At 62.8% G+C, this 2,811-nt stretch carries 2 protein-coding genes; one reads left to right on the top strand and one right to left on the bottom strand.

Features of this window, described 5'->3' with window-relative positions:
* Positions 1-66 precede the first annotated feature (66 nt).
* The gene (gene argE / locus DCO47_RS26485; RefSeq protein ID WP_116659264.1) at positions 67-1,224 is read right to left on the bottom strand and encodes an acetylornithine deacetylase; all 1,158 of its coding nucleotides are present in this window, start codon (positions 1,222-1,224) and stop codon (positions 67-69) included.
* A 156-nt stretch (positions 1,225-1,380) separates the two neighbouring features.
* Here argE and DCO47_RS26480 point away from each other — a divergent pair, with 156 nt between their 5' ends.
* Positions 1,381-2,751, top strand: coding sequence for an inorganic triphosphatase (locus tag DCO47_RS26480; protein ID WP_116659263.1), 1,371 nt, complete (start codon positions 1,381-1,383; stop codon positions 2,749-2,751).
* Positions 2,752-2,811 lie beyond the last annotated feature (60 nt).

Genomic DNA, 2,811 nt, shown 5'->3' with positions numbered 1-2,811 from the left:
CAATATCTTCGGTGACTGACTCACCGCTATCGCGAGCAGGCTCACTCCTACAGGTACAGCATTCACTCACACAAGTTTGTCCGGGCTCAGGCAGTAATGTTCAATCAACTGCCGAATCAGATGCACGGTAGGCTGCAAACGTGACATTTCAAGGTACTCGCCCGGTTGATGCGCGCAGGCGATGTCGCCGGGGCCAAGCACAATGGTTTCGCAGCCGAGGCGCTGAAGATAAGGCGCTTCGGTGCCGAACGCTACTGCTTCGGCACGATGACCGGTGAGCTTTTCGGCGATGCGCACCAGTTCGGCATCCTCGGTCTGCTCGAACGGCGGCACTTCCGGGAACAGCGGTTTGTAATCGATTTTCACCTTGTGCCGCTCGGCCACCGGGTTGAGCTTGCGCAGGATTTCCGCGCGCAGCACGTTCGGGTCCATGCCCGGCAGCGGCCGCAGGTCGAATTCCAGCGAACACTGGCCGCAGATGCGATTGGGGTTGTCGCCGCCATGAATGCAGCCGAAGTTCATCGTCGGTTGCGGCACGCTGAATTGTGGATTGCTGAATTCGCGCTGCCACAACAGGCGCAGGCCGCGCAGTTCGCCGATGGCATCGTGCATCGCTTCAAGGGCACTGTGGCCCAGGCGCGGATCCGAGGAGTGACCGCTCTGCCCGAGGATGTCGATGCGCTCCATCATGATGCCTTTGTGCATGCGGATCGGCTTGAGCCCGGTCGGCTCGCCGATCACCGCCGCGCGGCCCAGCGGTTGCCCGGCCTCGGCCAGCGCGCGGGCGCCGGACATTGAGCTTTCTTCGTCGCAGGTGGCGAGAATCAGCAGCGGTTGTTTGAACGGTTGCTCGAGCAGCGGCTGCACGGCTTCGATGATCAGCGCAAAGAAGCCCTTCATGTCGCAACTGCCCAGCCCTACCCAGCGGCCATCGACTTCGGTGAGCTTCAGCGGGTCGGTCTGCCACAACGCGTCATCGTAGGGCACCGTATCGCTGTGCCCGGCCAGCACCAGGCCGCCGGGACCACTGCCAAAACTGGCGAGCAGATTGAATTTGCCGGGGCTGACCTGCTGGATATCGCAGCTGAAACCCAGGTCACCCAGCCAACCCGCCAGCAGATCGATGACGGCGCGGTTGGATTGATCGAGGCTCGGTTGGGTACAGCTGACCGATGGCGCGGCAATCAGCGCGGCGAACTGGTCTTGCATGGACGGCAATGGCATCACTGACTCCAGGTCCCGGATTGAGGCCCACTATAGAACCATCCAGCGCGCGGAATAAACCGCCGCAGGGCGTAGGAAGTTTGACTCCTGTACACTGCACGGCCTTGGCAGCCACACATTCCCCCGGCTGCGCTCCCGATTCTGGATGTTCCGGCCATGCAAAAAGAAACCGAAATCAAACTCCGCGTCAGCCGCGAAACCCTCGCTGCCCTGCGCGAGCACCCGCTGCTGAAGAAACGCAACAAAGGTGGCTGGGAACGCCGTGAGTTGATGAACCAGTATTTCGACACCCCCGAGCGCGATCTGGCCCAGGCCAAAGTCGCCCTGCGCCTGCGCAAGGACGGTGACGAAGTGATTCAGACCCTCAAGACCCGTGGCCAGAGCGTCGCCGGTCTGTCCGAGCGTAACGAGTACGACTGGAAACTGCCGAAAGCCAAACTCGACGTGAAGAAACTCGACGGCGAATGCTGGCCCGAGGCGCTGGCCGAGCTGGACAAGAAAGCCCTCAAGCCGATCTTCACCACCGATTTCGTCCGCGAGCGCGCCGAAATCGCCTGGGGCCGTGGCAAGACCAAAGTGGTGATCGAGGCCGCACTGGATCTCGGTCATGTGGTGGTCGGCAAGCAGAAGGAAGAGATCTGCGAACTGGAACTGGAGCTGCGCGAAGGCGAGCCCGCCGCGCTGTTGGAACTGGCTGCTGAACTGGCAGAGACCCTGGCACTGATGCCGTGCGACATCAGCAAGGCCGAGCGCGGTTATCGCCTGCACGACGCCAACAGCTACTCGCTGAGCCTGCCAGCGCCGCAGCTGACCACCGAAACCCGTCTCGACGACGCCTTCGCCGCGCTGAGCTGGCACCTGCTCGGCAGCAGCCAGCGTCTGGCCGAACAATATCGCTTCAACGGCCACTGGCGCCTGCTGCAGGACTGGGTCGAGAACCTCGCGGAAATGCGCGCCCTGCTCAGCAGCCTCGGTCAAGCGGCACCGCGTCAGTCGACCCACGACCTGCGCGTCGCCCTTGATGCCTTGCTGGAAGACTGGCGCCCGCTGGTGCAGGTCGGCATCGAAGACGAAGACGTGCGCAAAGCCGCGCCTGAGCAGTTCCTCGAAGAGCTGGAAGACCCACGCTGGGGTCAGTTCTCGCTGAACGCCTCGCGCTGGCTGCTGGCCCGTACCTGGACCGCCGACCGCAACACTCGAGGCAACCGTCAGGGGGACGCGCAACTGCACAGCTGGTTGCCGCGCCTGTTGGGCGAAGAAGCCACCGCTCTGCAGTTGCAGCGCTACCAGCAGCAGCCGGAAGATCTCGCCGAGCAACTGCCGCGCATCGAGCGCATTCAGGTCTGGCTGCACCATGCACGCAACGTGCTGGATATCCCGGAAATGGATCGCCTCTACGGTGAACTGAACAAACTGGCGCAACTGGCCAACGAGCCGACCATCACCGACGAACTGCTCGATGCACGCAAGCATCAGGCGATTGCGGTGTACCAGAACCGCGCCTGGAAGATCCTCCTGCGCATGTAACACGTTGTGGCGAGGGAGCTTGCTCCCGCTGGGCTGCGAAGCGGCCCCGAAACCTGCGTC

It is taken from the genome of Pseudomonas sp. NDM, from assembly GCF_003105095.1.
Classification (GTDB): domain Bacteria; phylum Pseudomonadota; class Gammaproteobacteria; order Pseudomonadales; family Pseudomonadaceae; genus Aquipseudomonas; species Aquipseudomonas moraviensis_A.
The sequence above is the reverse complement of the archived record's forward strand: the minus strand, read 5'-3'. Positions and strand labels throughout refer to the sequence as shown.